This is a genomic window from Embleya scabrispora (assembly GCF_002024165.1).
GTDB lineage: Bacteria > Actinomycetota > Actinomycetes > Streptomycetales > Streptomycetaceae > Embleya > Embleya scabrispora_A.
The window spans coordinates 1324391-1342482 of the sequence record NZ_MWQN01000001.1 but is presented as its reverse complement, the minus strand read 5'-3'; the positions used below and the strand labels follow the sequence as shown (position 1 = coordinate 1342482).

Below are 18092 nucleotides of genomic sequence, written 5' to 3'. Positions count from 1 at the left end.
CGGCGGCGGTCAGTTCCCGGTCTCGGCGACCTGCTCCACCGCGCTCGTCCCGTTGCCTTCGCGGGACTCCCACTCCCAGGTCTCGTCCAGCCGGATCCGACCGTCCGGCAACACGACGACGGCGCTCACGCAGTGCCCGGAGGCGGTGCCGCCGGAGCGGTTCAGCTGCACATAGCGAAAGTCCAGCGTGTCCCCGTCGCGGGTACCGACGAGGTGACCGTGCACGATGTCGCCGCCGTCGTACTCGGCCCAGATCCGGCCGTCCACCTCGTGGTACGCGAACAGCGTGGACGCGTCGACCTCTCCGTGCTCGGGACGACCGAGCGGGGCGAAGCGAAGTCCATCCAGGGAAGGTGCGGTCATTGCGGGCTCCTTCGGCGAACGCGAGGCGCATCGGCGCTTGGTAGCCCGCAGCGTAGGTGCCGTGTCCCGGGGACCGGTTCCGGGGTCGGGTCGTCGAACGGGGACGAATTCCGCTCCCGAGGGTTTCCCGCCCTACTCGTCCGGGGTGCCCTTCCAACGCCACTTGCCCACCCGGCGCGGATGGCCCGGCAGCTCGGTGCGGCCGGTACACCACAGCAGGGCCGGCCACGGCTCGAAGCCGGCGGGGGCGTCGGGGAACATCCGGGCCAGTACCCGGGCGCAGATCTCCGGGTCGGGCCGGTAGTCGAGGCCGAGTCCGGCCGCCATGTCGTGCATGTGGACCATCACCTCGACCATGCCCATCGCGGCGAAGCCGTCCGGGTCGGAGACGCCGTACGGGTGGAAGGCGCGGTTCGAGTCCGGCTGCGTGGTGACCACCGACGCCAGGATCGTGCCGCCGGCGCGGACCGCGTGCAACATCTGGGCCGGCGTCGCGTCGTCCTCCTCGTGGATGTCGATGGGGACGTAGTCGTCCATCCGACCCGACGCGACCTGACCCGCGTAGCCGTACAGATCCCCGACCACGTGGACCAGCGTGTACCAGCAGTCCCACTCGAGGTCGCCGGCCGGCCGCGACCAGTCCCGATTGCCCTCGGTGGCCTCGGCCAACACGGCGACGGCGTGCGCGACCGTCGCCTCCACATCCTGCGCTGCGTGTGCTCCCATCCGGCGAGTTATACCGGCGCGACTCCGGGAACGCACGCGAGTATCGCCGGCGGGAACGCGAGCGCGTCGTCGCAGGCGCCGAGCGGTCGACGGGGACGCGCCGGGCCGGTCCCGGCCGCGACCCGCGCCCGGCGGCCACCCCCGTGTGGAGCCCGCGGGTGCGCGGGTGAGGATGGAGGTGTGCCCGTGGCTTCGCTCACCGTCCCGTCGATCGCTGCCGACGGCCGTGTTCGCCGGATCGTCCCGTCCTCGGAGAACGCCATGACCTCGACTGCCCCAGCCCCCGACGGCCGCGGTTTCGCCGCCGTCACGATCGTGCCGATGCGCGCCGAGCACGCGGAGTCGGTGCTCGCGATCTATCAGCTCGGCATCGACACAGGCAACGCCACGTTCCAGGAACACGCGCCCGACTGGGCCGAGTTCGACGAGGGCAAGCTGCCCGACCACCGCTTCGTCGCGCTCGACGGGGCCGCGGGCGCGGTGCTCGGCTGGGTGGCCGCGAGCGCGACCTCGCGCCGCCCGGTCTACCACGGGGTGGTGGAGACCTCGGTGTACGTCCACCCCGACGCGGCCGGCCGGGGCGTCGGCCGTGCGCTGCTCGGCGCCCAGATCGCCTCGACCGAGGCGGCCGGCGTGTGGACCATCCAGGCCGGCGTCTTCCCCGAGAACGTCGGCAGCCTCGCGCTGCACGCCGCCCTCGGCTTCCGCACCATCGGCGTGCGCGAACGCGTCGGCCGCCACCGCGACCGCTGGCGCGACGTCACCCTCCTGGAGCGCCGCAGCCCCACGGTCATCTGACTCCGGCGCACTCCGAACACACCCCGCAACGGATCCGACGGTCCGTCAGATCCCATCCCGGTATGCCTTGACCTCTCCGGACACCGATGAATAATCGAGATCGGTTGTAGTGACCAAGGATGTGAGTGTTCGGCTTGGGGTGGGCCGGTCCGGGGCGCGGCGAAAACACCTCGCGGCGGGCCGTCCGCCCGGAACGAGGAGACGGTACATGCGCGCGATCCTGCACACCGCCACGGGCGCCGAGATCCGGGACGACGTCACCGTACGTGATCCGGAGGCCGGTGAGGTCCTGGTGCGGATCGTCGCCACCGGCGTCTGCCACAGCGACGTCAGCGTGCTCGAAGGCGTGATCGAGTGGCCCACGCCGTCCGTGCTCGGCCACGAGGGCGCCGGCATCGTGGAGAAGGTCGGCGCGGGGGTCGGCTCGGTCGCGCCGGGCGACCACGTCGTGATCACCACGATCGCCGCGTGCGGGATGTGCCGGCACTGCCAGACCGGACACCCGAACCGCTGTCGGCAGACGCTGGGCAATCGTGGTACGCCGTTCGCGATCGGCGACGAGCCGGTATGGAACTTCGCCGGCGCCTCCACCTTCGCCGAGCTGACCCTGGTCAAGGAGATCCAGTGCGTGTCCATCCCCAAGGACGTGCCGCTGACCTCCGCGTGCCTGGTCCCGTGCGGCGTGGTCACCGGCGCGGGCGCCGTACTCAACCGGGCGAACGTGCTCCCCGGGCAGACCGCGGCGGTGATCGGCCTCGGCGGCGTCGGCCTGTCCGCCGTCCAGGCGCTGCGTCTGAAGGGCGCGGGCCGGGTGGTCGGCATCGACACCGTGCCCGGCAAGTTCGAACTGGCCGGCGCGTTCGGCGCGACCGACTTCGTCAAGTCCGGCAAGGGCGTCGACGTCGCCGACGAGATCCGCACCCTGTTCCCGTACAGCGACGAGGTCAAGGTCGGCGTGTTCGGCGCGGGCGGCGTGGACTGGATCTTCGAGTGCACCGGCATCCCGGCCGTGCTCGAGAACGCCATGGAGGCGCTGGACTGGGGCGGCACGCTGATCGCCGTCGGCCAGCCGGCGCAGACCGCGACCGCGAGCATCCGGATCGCCAACCTGCTCCAGTGCGACCGGGGCATCCTGGGCACCCGGGCCGGCGGCGTACGTCCGCACGAGGACATCCGGACCGTCGTCGAGCTGTACCGCCAGGGCAAGTTCGACCTGGACGCGCTGGTGTCCAGGGTCTATCCGGCGGAGGGCTTCCACGACGTCCTCGACGACATGCACCACGGACGGATCGCGCGCGGGGTCATCGCGTTCTGATCCGGTCGCCCGCTCCGGAACGCCGAGCGCGACCGGATCGCCGAGCCGATCGGTCCATGCGCCCATTCGTTCACCTGTTCTCCCGTTACCCCGTTACCCCGTTCACCGAGAGGACCGCGGCAGGCATGACGGAGATCCGCTCGACCGAAGGGGCCGCGTCGTCCGTCGCCCCGCCCCCGCCGGCAACTGGGGCCGCTGGGGCGCGGAGGACGAGCGCGGGGCGCTGAACCTGATCGAACCGGAGGGGGTGCGAACCGCCGCGCACGAGGTCCGGACCGGGCGGACCTACTCCCTGGCGCTGCCCATCGCGCGCGGGAACCAGCCGGCCTTCGACTTTCGGGGCTCGCCGCAGCGGTTGACCCTGGTGAGTCAGACCGACGCGATGTACGACGGTTTCGAGGGCGGTGGCGACGTCGGGTCCAACGAGGACGTCCTGATCATCCCGTCGCACAACCTCACCCACATGGACGCGCTCTGCCATGTCCAGGCGAAGGGCCGCTTCTACAACGGCTTCCCGGCCGACACGTTCCGCTCACACACCGGCGCCGGCCGCTGCGGGATCGACAAACTGGGCGCCTTCGCGACCCGGGCGGTGCTGCTCGACCTGCCCCGCCACTTCGACACGCCGTATCTGGAGGGCGGCTACCGGATCACCGCCGCGGATCTGGCGGGTTGCGCCGAGCGGCAGGGGGTCGAGGTGCGGTCCGGCGACGCGCTGCTCGTGCGGACCGGCTACCTCGACGAATACCGGGCGATCGAGGCATCCGGCCGCGAGCCGTCCTTCGCGCAGCCCGGTCTGTCGCTCGACGCGGTCGACTACGTGCGGGCCCGGGAGATCAGCGTCGTGGGTGCCGACAACAGCGCGATCGAGTGCATTCCGTTCGACGACCGGTTCCTGTCGGTACATATCGCGTTGCTGGTGGAATCGGGTGTACCGCTGCTCGAACACCTGTGGTTGACCGATCTTGCCGAGGGCATGGCACAGGCGGGCACTTATTCGTGCCTGCTGTGCGTATCCCCGCTTCCGGTCACCGGCGCAACGGGCAGTCCCATCAATCCGGTTGCCATTGTCTGATCGTCGGACGACTGACATAGTCCATGGGCAGGTCGTCTCGGTCTCGTTTCCTCCGTCGGGACCGAGGCGACCGCTCGGATCGAGCCCGCAGCCCTCGCCGATCCGCGCCGGCCCGCGACAATGCCCGGCAAATCCCCGTCTCCGGTACGCCTGTACACACCCGCACTCGGGCGCGGAATCCGGAATCCGATACGGGTAATGCACGTTATCGCACAGTATTAAATTGACGTAGTCAAGGACTGCTATCATGGCGGGGTGAACTCCACCGAAAACGTCGAAGCGATCCAGCGGGCGCTGGAGGCCCTGCTTCGGCGCCACGCCAGCCGCCGAGTGTACGCGGGCCAGGCCGCCGCGGCGGGCGCGACCATCTCGCAGCCCGCCTATGTGCTGCTGCGCCGAATCGAGAAGCAAGGCCCGCTCCCCATGGGGGAGTTGGCGCGCATGACGAACATGGACCCGGGTGCCACCGCGCGCCAGGTCGGCCAGTTGGAGCGGGACGGCTATGTCCGGCGCTCGCCCAGTCCGGACGACGGCCGGGTCAGCCTCGTCTCGCTCACCCCGCGCGGCGACTCCGTGCGGCGTCGGTTGAACGACGTCATGGATCGACGGATGAGCGAGATGCTCGACCGCTGGAGCGACGAGGATCGCGAGACGTTCGCGACGCTCCTGCAGCGATTCGTCGAAGAGATGGCCCAGGGCGAGATTCCCGCGGCGGAGGTCGAGGACAGCGCGGTCTGACCGTCTGACCGTCCGACTGTTCGTCATATTCCATATTGATTGCCGGGGTCGGCTGTCGGGGCGTTCGCAGCTGCTGCTGTGTTCGTGGCATTCGACGGCGGGCCCCGGCAATTTTTGTCGGCAATCGCGCGGGTGCGGCGGGTGCGGCGGGTGTGCGGAATGCGCGAAGCCATCACTTGATTTGGTCAAGGATCCGGCTTACCGTCCCAGGGTGATCAAGTTCGACATCCGCGACGGGGTTGCCGTCGTCACGCTGGATCGGCCCGACGAACTCAATGTCTTCTCCGGGGGCATGGGTTCGGCCCTCGGGGACGCATACGCGCGGTGTGACGCCGACGATGCGGTGCGCGCGGTGGTGCTCACCGGCGCGGGGCGGGCGTTCTGCGCGGGCGCCGACATGTCGCCGGAGGCGGACAGCTTCGCGGGACCGGGGGAAGCGGCGGCACGGTCGCGGAAGTTCAGCGCGTCGCCGGTGCGGCCGGCCGCGTGGGAGGTGCGCAAGCCGGTGATCGCCGCGATCAACGGGCACGCGATCGGCATCGGGTTCACGCTGGCGATGCAGTGCGACATCCGGCTCGTGGCCGAGGACGCCAAGCTGGCGATTCCACAGGTACGGCGCGGCATGGTCCCCGACGCCCAGTCGCACTGGACCGTGCCGGCGGCCACGTCGCGGGCGGTGGCCGCCGACATCCTGCTGACCGGGCGCACCTTCCGCGGCGCCGAGGCGGCCGTACTCGGCCTGGTGTCACGGGCGTTGCCCGCCGACGAGGTTCTGCCCGCCGCACTGGAGATCGCGCGCGACATCGCGACCAACGTGCACCCGGTGTCGGCGGCGCTCACCAAGCGGCTGCTGTGGGCCGACGCCGGGCTCGACGAGGTCGAACGCCTGGAAACCGCCTACCACCGCGTGCTGATGGGCACCGACGACGCACGCGAGGGCCCCCGCGCGTGGTCCGAACGGCGCACACCACGCTGGACCGGCACGGTCACCGGCGCGTGGGACGGTGTACTGGCGGCGGAATCATCGGAACGGCCGGCTCCCTCGGCATGACAGGACCTCGGCACGACAGGACCCTCGGCATGACAGGCCCCTCGGTACGACAGGAGCACCAGTGACCCCCTCTCCGCCGACCCCTCGTCGCCTGACACCCCCTCAGCTCGATGTCATGGCGGCCGGCCTCACCCTCCGCGACATGCAACGTGCCGCGGCCGCCACCGAGCGCGCCGGGTTCGACGGCCTGTGGCTCACCGAGGGCGGCCGCACCGCGTACACCGCCGCGACCGCCGCGGCGCTGGCCACCGAGAACCTGACCGTCGGGACGGGCATCGCCGTCGCGTTCGCCCGAAGCCCGATGGTCACCGCGTCGGCGGCCTGGGAGTTGGCCGAGGCGACCGGCGGCCGGTTCGTACTGGGCCTGGGCACCCAGGTGCGGCCGCACATCGAACGGCGCTACTCGGCCGAGTTCGACCGGCCGGGCCCGCGACTGCGCGAGTACGTCGCCGCGCTGCGGGCGATCTGGTCGGCCTTCCGGGGCGAGGAACGGCTGCGGTTCAAGGGCGACTTCTACCGGTTCACCCTGATGACGCCGGAGTGGACGCCGGGCGGCTCGATCGCCGACCCGCCGATCTACCTGGCCGGGGTCAACCCGTGGATGTTGCGCATGATCGGCGAGGTGGCCGACGGCCTGCACGTCCACCCGCTGCACAGCCTGCGCTACATCGAGGAGGTGGTCCGCCCCGAACTGGCCGCCGGCGGCGCGGCCGACGACTTCGCGCTGGTCTGCCCGGTGATGACGGCAACGGGCGACACCGACGAGGAGATCGAGTCCGAACGCGAGAAGCTGCGCCTGCGATTGGCCTTCTACGGCTCGACCCCGGGCTACTCGAAGGTCTTCGAAACCCACGGCTGGAACGACCTCCAACCCCGCCTCAACCGCCTCTTCGCCGCCAAGGACCGCCAGGCCATGGCCACCGCCATCACCGACGAGGTCCTCGACACCCTCACGGTAACGGCCCCCTGGAACACCCTGGCCCAGTCCCTCCTGGCCCGCTACGAAGCAGCCGCAACCCGAGTGGTCGCGTACTCGGCGGTGAGCACTTGGCGCGAGAACCCGGCATCGATCGAACGCTGGACAGAGGTGACACAACAGTTCCACGAACTGAGCCGAACCGGACCGAACTGAGCGTGCGGTCCGGGACGGCTGAGCGGGTTGGCTGGTCCGACCGCTTCGGGCGCGGAGTCATGGGTGCCGGGGGAGTCGAATTGCCGGGCGAAACAGGGCTGTTGTTCCCGGGAACACACCACCACCACCAGCAGCGGCGGGGAGGGGCGGCCGGGTCGAGTGCGCCGGGGAGCCTTCCCGAGTGGGTCGGGCGTTTCCAGCGGGCGTTGCGCGTGTGGTTGCGGGTGGCTGGTGCGGGGTTGGTCCGGCGCCAGAGGTCGGCCGCCGCCGGCGCTCGGGGCTCCGAGGCGTGGGGCTCCCGACGAGGCGGGCGTCTTGCTCACTGAAAACCGGCTGGCAGCGGGGGGCAGGGAGGGCGGCCGGGTCGGGTCCTCCGGGGAGCCCTCCCGAGTGGGTTGGGTGTCTTCGGCGGGCGTTGCGCGTGTGGTTGCGGGTAACAAGTGCGGGGTTGGTCCGGCGCCAGAGGTCGGCCGCCGCCAGCGCTCGGGGCTCCGAGACTCGGTGATCGCGACGAGGCGGGCGTCTTGCTCACTGAAAACCGGCTGGCAGCGGGGGGCAGGGAGGGCGGCCGGGTCGGGTCCTCCGGGGAGCGTTCCCGGGTGGGTCGGGCGTTCCCGGCGGGCGTTGGCATGTGGGTGACGAAGGTTCACGAATCCGGATCCGTGGGGTGCCGGAGCCTTCGCGTGGGAAAAAACCGCAGGTCAGCGCGAGCGGCGGCTGATTCGGGTTCCTCGGGATCCGGGTTCGGCGCCTATTGGGCACTTTCGGTCTCCTCGGCGGCCCCCGTGGGGTCGCAGGGCTCCAAGCGGACGCCGATTGGGCGATTCCGGTCTCCGCTCCGGCGCCGAAGGGGCCACAGCACACGAAACCGGCACTCGACGCTCGACTTTCCCCTCCGACGCCACAAAACCGCAGGTCACCGAAGCTCGAAGCCCTCAATCACCCATCGCGATCCGGGTTCGTGAGCCTTCGTCACACCCACATGCCAACGCCCGCCGGGAACGCCGACCCACTCGCGAACGCTCCCCGGAGGACTCGACCCGGCCGCCCTCCCCGCCCGCCGCTGCCAGCCGGTTTTCGCCGAGCAATGCGTGCGTCTCGTCGGGAGTCCCGGGTCTTGGAGCCCCGCACGCCGGCGGCGGCCCATCACCGACTCGGACCGGCCCCGCACCGGCCACCCGCAACCCAAGGCGCAACGGCCGTAATGCTCCCGACCCCGAACCCCGACCCTGACCCCGACAGGGAGCTGACGGTCCGTCAGGGAATTTGTATACTAAAACGGGATCAACCTCCCATCTCTCTCGCCCTCACCCTTCCGCGCACTTCCCCGGCGTGCTAAACACTGTCAATCAGTTCGGCTGGAGTGCACCGATCCGGTTGGCGATGTCCACGAGACATGCCGGCCTCATCGAGGCCGAGTGGCGTTTTGCCCCCCGCATATTCCGTACAAAACCGGGCGTGTCGCCCTAGTGACACGTGTCCGGTGCGCGTCCCTGCACAGAACGGAAAGTACCGGTATGTCTGCGACCGTTGAAGTATCGGCGAAGCCGCCGGAGCCCGGATCCGACCCGTCCTCGGTCGATACCGGTCGGCTGGAAGGGGTCTCCAAGGGCCGGGTGTTCGCCGTCCTGGCCGTCGTGGTGATGTTCTCCGAGGTCGTGCCGCTCCAGTACGCGATGATCTCCTCGGCCGTGCCGGAGATCGCCCCGTCGTTCCGGTCCGTCGGCGAGAGCATTTCGTGGATGGTCGTGATCCTGGGCCTCGTCGGCGGCGCGGTCAGCCCCCTGATCGGCAAGCTTTCCGATGTCTACGGCAAGAAGCGGCTGCTGCTCGCGACCAGCGTGTCGTTCCTGGTCGGGTCGTTGATCTGCGCGGTGACCGGCTCCTGGCCGCTGTTCCTGGTCGGCCGGGCGCTCCAGGCGGTCGCCTTCGGCATGACCGCCGTGGTGTACGGGCTGATTCGCGACCTGATGCCGCGCAAGTTCATCCCGGTCGCGATCGGTGTCTCGGCCACCGGGCTCGGGTTGTCCGCCGCGCTCGCGCCGGTCGTCGGCGGGCTGCTCACCGAGCACTACTCCTGGCGCTCGTTGTTCTGGTTCCTGGTCGTCTACATGGTCGTGCTGATCCCGCTCCTGCTGATCGTGGTGCCCGAGTCCAAGCTGCGCGTTCCGCAGAAGGTGGACTACGTCGGCGGGGTCATCCTCGGCGTCGGGCTCGCGCTGATCCTGCTGTACATCAGCCAGGGGGAGGCCTGGGGCTGGGGCAAGCCCTCGGCATTCGGGTACGCGCTCGCCGGCGTGGCCGTGATCGGGCTGTGGGTGCTGTGGGAGAAGCGGGTGGAGAACCCGATCATCGACCTGAAGCTGCTCACCGCGCCGCGCGTGGCCCTGGTGCTCGGGATCGCGTTCCTGGCCAACATGATCATCGGCATCCAGAACTACCTGACCAGCTACATGGGCCTGACCCCGGACAACGTCAAGCAGAGCACGCTCGACAAGTACGGCGACGGCGCCGTCCAGAGCGCCAAGGCCATGGGCGCGCCCGAGGCGATGTGGGCTGGCATCGCCGACCAGGTCAAGGCGGCGGTGTCGTTCAACGACTCGCTCGACTACGCGCTCGGCTTCACCCTCCTCGGCCTCGCCCTGCACGTACTGATCTGGCAGTCGATGTCCAGCATGATCGCGGGCCCGCTGGCCGGCCTCTGGGGGCAGCGCAGCGGGTTGCGGATGCCGATGATCGTGGGCGTCACGACGCTCACCCTGGCCGGCTTCATGTACGTGTTCATGCACGACTCGTGGCAGCTCATGCTGATCTGCGGCGTGGTCTACGGCATCGGCTTCGGGATGTACTACGCCGCCGCGCCGAACCTGATCATCGAGGCCGTGCCGCAGGAGCAGCAGGGCATCTCGTCCAGCATGCTGGTCGTCGCCCAGTCCTTCGGCGCCTCGGTCGGTGTCGCGCTGCTGTCGCCGATCTTCACCAACAACCGCCTGCGGATCACCGGTCCGGCGCCGAGCGGACAGGGCCTGGCCACCCAGGACGCCTGCGACCCGCGCGGCTGCACCTACACCACGGACGCCTTCACCACCGGCTTCTGGATCCTGATCGTGTGCGGCCTGCTGGCGCTGGTGATCGCGCTGGTCATGCGGCACGGCCGCAAGCCCGCCACGGGCGGCCTGCTCCACTAGCGGCCGCACCACCGATCGCACACCCGCTCGTGGTGTGTGACGCGGCGTCAGGATCCGTGGATCCGAGGGGGATCCACAGGACCTGACGCCGCGTTGGCGCTTTCCGTCGGCGACCTTCGCCAGTGACCTGACGCCGATCCCGCCGACTACCCCTCGCCCACCATCGTCTCCAGCAGCGCCAGCAGCCGCTCCGCCTGCTGCTCCGGGTCGCCGTCTGCCGGGGTGAGGCGCAACTCCGGCTTCTCCGGGGCCTCGTACGGGGCGGAGATGCCGGTGAAGTCGCCGATCTCGCCGCGCCGGGCCTTGGCGTACAGGCCCTTCGGGTCGCGGCGTTCGCACTCCTCGATCGGGGTGTCGACGAACACCTCCAGGAACGGCAGACCGTCCCGGGCGTGCAGCGCGCGGACCCGGTCGCGGTCGGCGCGATACGGGCTGATCACCGGGACGATCGCGACCACGCCCGCGTCGGCGAACAGCCTGGCGACCTCGCCGACCCGGCGGATGTTCTCGGTCCGGTCCTCGGCGCCGAAACCCAGGTCGCCGTTCAGGCCGAGCCGCACGTTGTCGCCGTCCAGGCGATACGCGGTGACCCCGCGCTCGACCAGAAGCCGTTCGGCGATCACCGCGACCGTCGACTTGCCCGAACCCGACAGGCCGGTGAACCAGACCGTCGCCCCCAGCGATGGACGCTGCTCGCGCGTCACTCCGCCCTCGTGCCAGACCACGTTGCGCTCGCTCACGACTCTCCATCCGCCCGTTCGCAATGAACCCGAGGATTCGTACCGTACGGGGCGACCCGGCGCGGCTCGGCCCCGGTCCAGTACCCGGACGCCGAAAAGCCGGCCCCCGAATCTGACGTCCCTTCAGATTTACCTTCACATAGAGCTAACCTGCGCCCGGGACCGAGCCACAGCCGCCCGGACCTGCACCGCCGAGACGCCGAGACGCGAGACGCGAGACGTGAGACGCGACACCCGAACGTGAGGGAGGCCGACCGGCCATGGCCTGGACACCACCACAACGCGCCGCCTGGACCGAGACCCTGGCGGCCGGCGCCATCCCACCGCTCACCGACGACCTCGACCGTCCCTTCGACGCCGACACCCTCCTCGGCGAGGCCCGCGCCCGGGCCGGCGGTGCATGGGCCGGCGCGGGCGCGGGCGCGGACCCGGACCCGGTCGGCACCCCGGAGACCGCCGGCCTCGCCCTCACCGACACCGACCCCGCCTTCCGCGAGGGCCTGGACCGCCTCCTCCACTCCCTCGAACACGAGGCGAACCTGGACCGGGTCGGCCGCTGGTGGGCGTACACCTGGGTGAATCGGCTCCTGGACGTCCGACTCCAGGTCGCCCGCTACGTCCGCGACGACCCCGGCGTGCGCGACGAGCCGATCGAGCGGCCGATCTTCGTCACCGGCGGCCCCCGCACCGGCACCTCGATCCTGCACGCGCTGCTTGCCCGCGATCCGGCCAACCGGGTGCCCACCACCTGGGAGTTCCTGCGTCCCGTCCCGCCGCCCGAGCCCGCCACGCGCGACACCGACCCGCGCATCGCGCTCGCCGAGCGGGAGATTCGCTTCGTCACCGCGGCTCTTCCCGCGATGGACGCGATCCACGAGAAGAGCGGCACGCTGCCCAAGGAGTGCATCAGCGCGCACGTGCTCGCGTTCCGCTCCGAGGACTTCACCGGGCAGTTCGCGATCCCGTCGTACGCCGCGTGGCTGGCCGACTGCGACATGCGGCCCGCGTACGCCTACCACCGACTGGTCCTGCAGATCCTGCAGCGACGTACACCGGGGGCGACCCGCTGGGTGCTCAAGTCGCCCGCGCACCTGTTGACCCTGGACGCGCTGGTCGACGTGTACCCCGACGCGCGCCTGGCGGTGACGCACCGCGATCCGCTCACCGTGCTGGCCTCGCTGAGCAGCCTGATCGCCACCATTCACCACGCGTACGGGAATCGTTCCGACATCCGGGACGTCGCGCGGACCCAGAGCGACCTGTGGTGCACCGCCTATGCCCGGCTCACCGCGTTTCGTGACGCGGGCCGGGTGACCGAATCCGACTGGCACGACTCGACCTACGCGGATTTCATGCGCGATCCGATCGCGGTGGTACGGGAGTTGTATGCCGGGTTCGGGCTGGAGTTCGGCGCGGACGCGGCGGGCCGGATGCGCGCGTATCTGGCCGCGCGCCCGCAGGGGCGGCACGGACGGCACGCCTATGCGTTCGACGACCTCGGCCTGGATCGGGAGGACGTGCGTTCTCGACTGGCGGACTATCAGAAGCGGTTCCAGGTTCCGACGGAAGAGATCTGACGTGCACTCGGACTCGAACGACCGTCCCCGTCCCCGGCCCGATGGTTCCGCCTCCGGCGTGGTCGACGGCAGTGCCTGGCGCGCCTATTGCGAGCGGATGGCCGCGCTGGGCGATCGTATCCTCGAGGCCGACTTCCCCGGCGCGACGGACGCCGACCGGGCCGAGGGCATTCGGCACCTGGCCAATCAGGTCGCCTGCTGGCTGACCTACCAACTCGCCGCGACCGACCCGGAGAACCCGGCGTTCTTCACCCACAACGACCTGGTCTACCGCTGGGGCGGTCCGAACGTGGACCAGAACGCGCGGCGTGCGCCGATCTCCTGGGACGGCGTGTATCGCCTCACCGTGACCATGAACGCGTGCGAGAAGTTCGTGCTCCAGGTCAAGCCGGGGGACATGCACGCTGGGCGTACGGAGGTGTTGGCGGAGACATCCTCCACCGCGCTGGGTGTGGGGCCGGGCGATACGGTCGAGATCGTGCTGAGTGCCGACCGGCAGCCGGGTAATTGGATCGAACTCACGCCGGACGCACGGGTGTTGCATGTGCGCGACTACTACTTCGACTGGACGCCGGAGCAACCCGCGATGTTTGCCCTGGAGCGCCTGGACACCCAGGGGCGACCGGCCGAGCGGGTCACCCCGGAGCGGGTCGCGGGCATGCTGGCCGGTGCGGCGGCCTCGGTGGAGAACTCGATCGAGGTCTGGAACGACTGGGTGCGGGCGACGGGGGATCGGCAGCCGGTGAACACGTTCAGTACGCCCTCGACGGTGGCCGGTGGGGTCAAGGAGGTCGTCTACGGCTTTGCGCGGGTGCGGCTGACGGATGATCAGGTGCTTGTGGTGGAGACCGATCCCGGGGTTTCCGGGCAGTGGGACCTGCAGTTGTACAGCCCGGGCTGGTTCGAATCGCTCGACTTCGCCAACCGGCAGACCTCGCTGAACCACGTGCAGGCCGAGCACGATCCGGACGGGCGGATCCGGGTCGTGATCGGGGCGGTGGATCCGGGCGTGCCGAACTGGCTGGACACCGAGGGGCGGGCGGAGGTCTTCGCCACGCACCGGTGGCTCGACCCGTACGCGCAGCCGGCGGTTCGGGCGGTGGTGGTGCCGCGCACGTCGGTGCGGGAGCATTTGCACCCGTCGACGCGCACGATCGGGGTTGGCGAGCGGCACGAGTCCTTGCGGAGGCGTGCGGAACACGTGGCGTGGCGGTTCCGTGCCTGAACCCGGGCCGGGCGGCCGGCCGGGGACGGGTGTCCTCAAGCGCCGGACGGGCTGGGATTGGTTGCGTTTGGTGGCCCCGGCTGTGGTCCGTAGCGTCTGCGGCGGGCGTCCTCAAGCGCCGGACGGGCTGGGTTTGTGCGGTTGGGTTCGGTGCGTGTGTTGCGCGTCGGAGGGGCTGGGATTGGTTGCGTTTGGTGGCCTCGGCTGCGGTTCGTAGCGTCTGCGGCGGGCGTCCTCAAGCGCCGGACGGGCTGGGTTTGTGCGGTTGGGTTCGGTGCGTGTGTCGCGTGCCGGGCGGGCTGGGATTGGTTGCGTTTGGTGGCCGCGGCTGCGGTTCGTAGCGCCTGCGGCGGGCGTCCTCAAGCGCCGGACGGGCTGGGTTTGTGCGGTTGGGTTCGGTGCGTGTGTCGCGTGCCGGGCGGGCTGGGATTGGTTGCGTTTGGTGGCCTCGGCTGCGGTTCGTAGCGCCTGCGGCGGGCGTCCTCAAGCGCCGGACGGGCTGGATGGGGCGGTCCGGTTGGGTGCGTGTGTTGCGTGCCGGGTGGGCTGGGGTTTTGTGGGCTTGCTTGGTGTGTGCCTCGGGGGAGGGTTCGGGTCAGACCTTTGCCGGTTCCGTTGGCTGGGTCGTGGTTGTCGGGGTGACCTCGGTTTTTTTGCGGAGCGTGGAGGCTGCGTCCTTGTCGCGGATGGTCAGGGCGGCGATGGCGCCGAGGACTGCCAGGGCCGCGGCGACCAGGAACGCCACGTGGTACGCGTGCAGGTTCGGGGTCGGCGCGCCACCGCCGTGGCCGGTCATCGTGCCGATGCCGGCCAGGATGCTCGCCAGGAGCGCCACGCCCAGGGCCGAGCCGAGTTGGCGCTGCACGTTGAAGATCGTCGAGGCGCGGCCGTTGTCCGCCGGCGCGGTCCGCGCGAACGCCGCCGCCTGCATCGGGATCATCACGTGTGCCATCGAGGCGCCGGTGCAGAACATCAGCACCACGATCAACACGGCCGCGGTGTCCCCGTCGACCAGCGCGAGCAACGCCGCACACGCGCCGATCCCGAGCAGGCCGCCCGCCATCAGCCGCCGCGGGCCGACCACCGGGTACAGGCGCGAGACCCACTGGGTGGCGATCACCACGCCGAACGCCTCCGGGAAGGTGAGCAGGCCGGTCTCCAGGGCCGACTTCCCGAACGCCTGCTGCTGCATCAGCGGGAAGACGTACAGCACGCCCAGGAACGCCGCCGAGTTGACCATCGACACCACGTTGGTGCTGACGAACAACCGGTCGCGGAGCAGCCGCAGGTGCAGCATCGGTTCCTTGACCCGCAGTTCGACGAAGACCATCGCCACGCACAGGAGCAGACCCGCGATCCCGGTGGACAGGATGATCGGCGAGCCCCAGCCCTTGGTCGCGCCCTCGCTCAGCGCGTACATCAGCAGTGCGAAGCCGGCGCCGGAGAGGACGAAGCCGGGCAGGTCGAAGCGGCCCGCCTTGGGGTTGCGGTACTCCTCCAGGAACATCAGGCCGAACACGAACGCGGCCACGCCCACCGGCAGGTTGATGTAGAAGACCCAGTGCCAGGACGCCTTGTCCACGAGCAGGCCGCCGAGCACGGGACCGAGCGCGGGGGCCAGCGCGGTGGGCACCATCAGGATGCGCGAGGCGCGGACCCGCTCCTCGGGCGGGAAGACCCGGAACATCATCGCCATGCCGACCGGCGTCAGCATGCCGCCGCCCGCGCCCTGGAGGATGCGGAAGAGCACCAGTTGGTCGATGCTCTGCGCCAGGCCGCACAGCGCGGACGCGCCGGTGAACAGGGCCAGCGCGATCAGGAAGATCCGCTTGGTGCCGAACCGGTCGCCCAGCCACCCGGACGCGGGGATGAACACCGCGAGGCTGACCAGGTAGCCGACGGCGACCGTGGCCAGCGATGCCTGGGACGCGCCGAGGTCCTTGCCGATGGCGGGCAGCGCGACGTTGATGATGGTGACGTCGAGGATGTTGACGAACATCGCGGCGACGAAGACGGCGCCGACCACGACCTTCTGGCTGAGACGTGACGCGGATATGGGCGGCATAGGGGTGGGGCCTTCAATCGGGAGGCGCGATCTGATACTGAGCGAAGCTCAGTATATCTTTTCGTACGTGTGTAGCCGACAGGTTATTTGCGGCGTGGGCGCGTTCCCAGCCCCACGCACCGGACACCACAACGCCGACGGCCCGGGAGACCTTCCTCCCGGGCCGTCGGCGTGATGCTTGTTACCTGTTACCTGTTACCTGTTGCGTGTCACAGGTCCTACAGGTGGTCGGGCCGCTTCGCCCGCCGGTTCCCGCTCGGGCTCAGTGCTCGCCCTCGCCCCGCGGCGGCAGGCCCAGGGCCTCGCACGCGGCGTTGTACTGCGCGACGACCTCGATCCGGACGTCCCGGCGCTCGGTGATCGACCGGCTCCACGGCACCCGGATCTCGACCGACTCGCCTGCCACGATCGCCGAGTAGTAGGCCGCGTCGCCGTCCAGGCCCGTCATCGTCGCCGAGGTGGCCTCCGGCCGGCCGCCGAGACCGCGCGCGATCAGCAGGCAGTCGTCGGGGTGGTCGTCGTTCATGTGCTTGCAGACGGCGGTGATCGCGTCCGCTCCGAACGGGTTGACGGTCGCCTCGTTCATGCGGGTTCGCCTCCGGCGGTAAGCGGTGGGGTCGGGGCAGGGGTGGGGGACGTGTGTCAGCCGGACACGGAGTCGCGGCGCCGACGCGACGCGAACACCGCGCCCACGCCGACCACCAGCATGCCCGCGCCCACGTAGCCGAGCTGCGTGCTCGACGCGCCCGTCTTGGGCAGCTGCGGCTGACCGACCTCGTTGGTGGCGCCGGCCTGCGGCGGGGTGCCGGTCGGCGTCTTGGCGGCGGGCGCGCCGGCCGCGCCGGCGAAGGACACCGGGAGCCACACGTCCTGGTCGCGGTTGGCGAGGTCGGTGTGGTCGTTGAAGGTGGCCACGAAGCACGCGGTGGCGGCGCAGTCGACCTTCGCCTTGTCCTTGCCCTCGAAGCTCTGCGTCGGCTTGAGCTTGACCGTGAACGTGCCGTCCGGGCCGACCTGCGGGACGTAGCCCGCGTTGCCGTACTGGGTCGGCACGCCGCCGGCGGGCTTGGCCACGGTCTGCGCGACGTACACGCCCTTGCCCGGCTTGTAGCCCTTGCCGGTGACGGTGATCTCCTCGCCGCCGGCGGCCAGGCCGGTCGACTTGGACAGGGTGATCGTCGGCGCGTCGGCGGCCGAGGCCGGAGCGCTCGCGAACGCGGTGAGGCCGAGGCCGGCGATCGCGGTCGCGGCGACGGCCGCGGCCGTACGGGACTTGTGCATGTGGACTCCGAACGAAGACGACTGGCTGGTGAGGCAGGTGGGGAGGTGCGGGAGCGGGGCCTGTGGATCAGGCGCTCGGGCGGCGGCGCTTGACCACGACGCCGGCGACGACCAGGACCACCACGACGCCGGCGACCACGCCGATGATCAAGCCGGTGTTGCCGCCGTCGTCGTCGTCCTTGTCCGCGGCCGACGACCTCGCCGAGTCGGTGGCGGTCGCCCCCGGCACACCGGCGGAGGCCGGGGGCTGCGCCGCGCCGCCCGCGCCCGGGGCGCCGGCCTGCGGTGCGGCGGTGGCCGGACCCGGCGTGGCCGGCAGGCCCGCGACCTCGCCCTCGAAGCCGATCGGCAGGTAGACCTCCTGGGTCCGGTCCTTGCCGTTGGCCGAGTTCGAGGTGGCGATCGCGCATCGTGTCTTCAGGCAGTCGACCGCGCCGAACTTGGCGGCCACCTTGATGTCGGTGCTGAACGAGCCGGTCGCGTCCGCCTCGGTGGGGCCGCCGAACGAGCCCATGTCGCACGCGCGGCCCGCCCCCTGGGCGGGGTCGCACGGGAGGATGAACAGCCGTACGCCCGGCGTGAAGCCCTTGCCGACCAGCTTGACCACGTCGCCCGCCGGGTTCAGGCCGGTGGTCTTGACCGCGCTCAAGGTGGCCTTGCCCGCCGCCGGCGTGCCGGTCGCGTGCGCCGGGCCCGCGAGGCCGAGAACCAGCCAGGCGAGAAGGAGGGTCGCGGTGGCGGCGACGGCGCCGCCGAGGCGTCCGGTGCGGGCTGGGCTCACGTTGTTTCCTCTGGGTCGACCGTACGCTTGCGTACGG

Annotated in this window: 16 protein-coding genes; 9 read left to right on the top strand and 7 right to left on the bottom strand. The window is 70.6% G+C overall.

Annotation, left to right across the window (positions count from 1 at the left end; genetic code table 11):
* Positions 1 to 9: 9 nt before the first annotated feature.
* The gene (locus B4N89_RS05935; RefSeq protein ID WP_078974814.1) at positions 10 to 363 is read right to left on the bottom strand and encodes a hypothetical protein; all 354 of its coding nucleotides are present in this window, start codon (positions 361 to 363) and stop codon (positions 10 to 12) included.
* 132 nt (positions 364 to 495) lie between these two features.
* Entirely contained in the window at positions 496 to 1089 is a 594-nt protein-coding gene (locus B4N89_RS05930) for a hypothetical protein (protein WP_078974813.1), read from the bottom strand.
* 261 nt (positions 1090 to 1350) lie between these two features.
* Between B4N89_RS05930 and B4N89_RS05925 the strand changes: the two genes are divergently transcribed.
* The 7 genes from B4N89_RS05925 (at position 1351) to B4N89_RS05895 (ending at position 10386) form a co-directional block, all read left to right on the top strand.
* Positions 1351 to 1887, top strand: coding sequence for a GNAT family N-acetyltransferase (locus B4N89_RS05925; protein WP_078974812.1), 537 nt, complete (start codon positions 1351 to 1353; stop codon positions 1885 to 1887).
* A gap of 208 nt (positions 1888 to 2095) precedes the next feature.
* Positions 2096 to 3202, top strand: a complete 1107-nt coding sequence (locus B4N89_RS05920; RefSeq protein WP_078974811.1) for an alcohol dehydrogenase catalytic domain-containing protein — start codon at positions 2096 to 2098, stop codon at positions 3200 to 3202.
* 247 nt (positions 3203 to 3449) lie between these two features.
* Entirely contained in the window at positions 3450 to 4277 is an 828-nt protein-coding gene (locus B4N89_RS05915) for a cyclase family protein (protein ID WP_161500641.1), read from the top strand.
* 255 nt (positions 4278 to 4532) lie between these two features.
* Positions 4533 to 5015, top strand: coding sequence for a MarR family winged helix-turn-helix transcriptional regulator (locus tag B4N89_RS05910; RefSeq protein WP_160161547.1), 483 nt, complete (start codon positions 4533 to 4535; stop codon positions 5013 to 5015).
* 211 nt (positions 5016 to 5226) lie between these two features.
* Positions 5227 to 6066, top strand: a complete 840-nt coding sequence (locus tag B4N89_RS05905) for an enoyl-CoA hydratase/isomerase family protein (protein ID WP_078974808.1) — start codon at positions 5227 to 5229, stop codon at positions 6064 to 6066.
* Between the two features lie 115 nt (positions 6067 to 6181).
* Positions 6182 to 7198, top strand: coding sequence for a TIGR03617 family F420-dependent LLM class oxidoreductase (locus B4N89_RS05900; RefSeq protein ID WP_078974807.1), 1017 nt, complete (start codon positions 6182 to 6184; stop codon positions 7196 to 7198).
* 1517 nt (positions 7199 to 8715) lie between these two features.
* Complete coding sequence (locus tag B4N89_RS05895) at positions 8716 to 10386, top strand: MFS transporter (RefSeq protein WP_078974806.1); 1671 nt, start codon at positions 8716 to 8718, stop codon at positions 10384 to 10386.
* A 146-nt stretch (positions 10387 to 10532) separates the two neighbouring features.
* On the opposite strand, the gene cysC is transcribed toward B4N89_RS05895, so the two are convergent.
* The gene (gene cysC / locus B4N89_RS05890) at positions 10533 to 11126 is read right to left on the bottom strand and encodes an adenylyl-sulfate kinase (protein WP_078974805.1); all 594 of its coding nucleotides are present in this window, start codon (positions 11124 to 11126) and stop codon (positions 10533 to 10535) included.
* 260 nt (positions 11127 to 11386) lie between these two features.
* Between cysC and B4N89_RS05885 the strand changes: the two genes are divergently transcribed.
* Together B4N89_RS05885 and B4N89_RS05880 are read left to right on the top strand one after the other, a co-directional pair.
* Positions 11387 to 12703 (top strand): sulfotransferase family protein, encoded by a 1317-nt coding sequence (locus B4N89_RS05885; protein ID WP_078974804.1) that lies wholly within the window; start codon positions 11387 to 11389, stop codon positions 12701 to 12703.
* Positions 12704 to 12761: 58 nt separating this feature from the next.
* Complete coding sequence (locus tag B4N89_RS05880) at positions 12762 to 13928, top strand: DUF1214 domain-containing protein (RefSeq protein ID WP_143657862.1); 1167 nt, start codon at positions 12762 to 12764, stop codon at positions 13926 to 13928.
* A gap of 595 nt (positions 13929 to 14523) precedes the next feature.
* On the opposite strand, the gene B4N89_RS05875 is transcribed toward B4N89_RS05880, so the two are convergent.
* From B4N89_RS05875 to B4N89_RS05860, 4 genes are all read right to left on the bottom strand, one after another.
* A complete protein-coding gene (locus B4N89_RS05875; RefSeq protein WP_078974802.1) occupies positions 14524 to 15993 on the bottom strand; it encodes an MDR family MFS transporter in 1470 nt (489 codons plus the stop codon).
* Between the two features lie 262 nt (positions 15994 to 16255).
* Entirely contained in the window at positions 16256 to 16579 is a 324-nt protein-coding gene (locus B4N89_RS05870) for a DUF2470 domain-containing protein (protein ID WP_078974801.1), read from the bottom strand.
* A 56-nt stretch (positions 16580 to 16635) separates the two neighbouring features.
* Entirely contained in the window at positions 16636 to 17274 is a 639-nt protein-coding gene (locus B4N89_RS05865; RefSeq protein WP_078974800.1) for a neocarzinostatin apoprotein domain-containing protein, read from the bottom strand.
* A gap of 67 nt (positions 17275 to 17341) precedes the next feature.
* Complete coding sequence (locus B4N89_RS05860; protein ID WP_078974799.1) at positions 17342 to 18055, bottom strand: neocarzinostatin apoprotein domain-containing protein; 714 nt, start codon at positions 18053 to 18055, stop codon at positions 17342 to 17344.
* Positions 18056 to 18092: the final 37 nt, after the last annotated feature.

Coding starts and splice junctions, on each gene's coding strand:
- B4N89_RS05935 (WP_078974814.1), bottom strand. CDS start 363: ATGACCGCACCTTCCCTGGATGGACTTCGCTTCGCCCCGCTCGGTCGT.
- B4N89_RS05930 (WP_078974813.1), bottom strand. CDS start 1,089: ATGGGAGCACACGCAGCGCAGGATGTGGAGGCGACGGTCGCGCACGCC.
- B4N89_RS05925 (WP_078974812.1), top strand. CDS start 1,351: ATGACCTCGACTGCCCCAGCCCCCGACGGCCGCGGTTTCGCCGCCGTC.
- B4N89_RS05920 (WP_078974811.1), top strand. CDS start 2,096: ATGCGCGCGATCCTGCACACCGCCACGGGCGCCGAGATCCGGGACGAC.
- B4N89_RS05900 (WP_078974807.1), top strand. CDS start 6,182: ATGGCGGCCGGCCTCACCCTCCGCGACATGCAACGTGCCGCGGCCGCC.
- B4N89_RS05895 (WP_078974806.1), top strand. CDS start 8,716: ATGTCTGCGACCGTTGAAGTATCGGCGAAGCCGCCGGAGCCCGGATCC.
- B4N89_RS05885 (WP_078974804.1), top strand. CDS start 11,387: ATGGCCTGGACACCACCACAACGCGCCGCCTGGACCGAGACCCTGGCG.
- B4N89_RS05875 (WP_078974802.1), bottom strand. CDS start 15,993: ATGCCGCCCATATCCGCGTCACGTCTCAGCCAGAAGGTCGTGGTCGGC.
- B4N89_RS05870 (WP_078974801.1), bottom strand. CDS start 16,579: ATGAACGAGGCGACCGTCAACCCGTTCGGAGCGGACGCGATCACCGCC.
- B4N89_RS05865 (WP_078974800.1), bottom strand. CDS start 17,274: ATGCACAAGTCCCGTACGGCCGCGGCCGTCGCCGCGACCGCGATCGCC.